At 66.0% G+C, this 748-nt stretch carries 1 protein-coding gene and 2 pseudogenes; 1 reads left to right on the top strand and 2 read right to left on the bottom strand.

The window, feature by feature from the left end; genetic code table 11:
• Nucleotides 1-128, bottom strand: a pseudogene (locus ABGA94_RS09780) (inorganic phosphate transporter); the annotation flags it as partial.
• On the opposite strand from ABGA94_RS09780, the pseudogene ABGA94_RS09775 reads away from it, so the two are divergent.
• A pseudogene (locus ABGA94_RS09775) lies at nucleotides 112-219 on the top strand (inner membrane protein YpjD); the annotation flags it as partial. The pseudogenes ABGA94_RS09780 and ABGA94_RS09775 overlap by 17 nt on opposite strands.
• 41 nt (nucleotides 220-260) lie before the next feature.
• On the opposite strand, the gene ABGA94_RS09770 reads toward ABGA94_RS09775, so the two are convergent.
• The gene (locus ABGA94_RS09770; RefSeq protein WP_375367151.1) at nucleotides 261-719 is read right to left on the bottom strand and encodes a hypothetical protein; all 459 of its coding nucleotides are present in this window, start codon (nucleotides 717-719) and stop codon (nucleotides 261-263) included.
• Nucleotides 720-748: the final 29 nt, after the last annotated feature.

Raw genomic sequence — 748 nt, 5'->3', positions numbered from 1 at the left:
CCGCCCAGCAGGGCGCACAGGATCACCTGCGGAGTGACCTCGACCACGTTGGTGTTGAGCAGGCCCGAGGCGATGGTCAGCGCCACCGCCGTACCGGTCAGCGCACCGATGAGGTTCATGAAGGCGGTGCACTGGACGCTGGCGGCGATGCTGTTGCTGCTGCTGGCCTTCTTCGGCAGCCAGTTCGTGATCGAACTGGTGTTCGGGCATTCGCGATAGGCGGTGTGCCGACCAACGGTCGGGACCCACCGGCGCTACCGTCAAGGCTGGGCCAGGATCTTCCGCACCGAACGACCACTGTTGGTGACGATGTCATCAACCTGCCAGCATCCCTGCCCGTGGCGCACCATCGGCAGGCGGGTCAGGTAGGCCTTCTTCCACACCGAATAGCGCATCTCGACCTGGCCGGCGGAGGCCGAAGCCTCCTTCCAGCTGTAGCGCACCGGGGTTTCGATGTCACCGTCCTGCGCATCCAGCCACGGATCCGAATCGATTGTGCAGATGCCCTCTTCGCGCTGCTGGCAGGCGCGCTCTCCACGCAGTGCCTTGCCGAAGGCAGGGCTGACCAGGGCCGGGGGTGGCTCCAGCAGATCACCGTGGCCCGTCGTTGCCTGGTAGAAGGCGCGGGCCACCGCCTCTGGTTCCTGGCAGGCGGGTGACGCCTGCACGGCAGGGGCCAGCAGCAGCCCGGCGATCATCAACATCCCTGTCTTTCGCATGTATTTGTCCCTGAGGTAGTGGCCGGGGG

Origin of the sequence: Stenotrophomonas sp. 3diitr2024, assembly GCF_042136455.1 — a bacterium.
GTDB lineage: Bacteria > Pseudomonadota > Gammaproteobacteria > Xanthomonadales > Xanthomonadaceae > Stenotrophomonas > Stenotrophomonas sepilia.
Note: the sequence above shows the minus strand (reverse complement) of the source record. Positions and strands in the feature narration are given on the sequence as shown.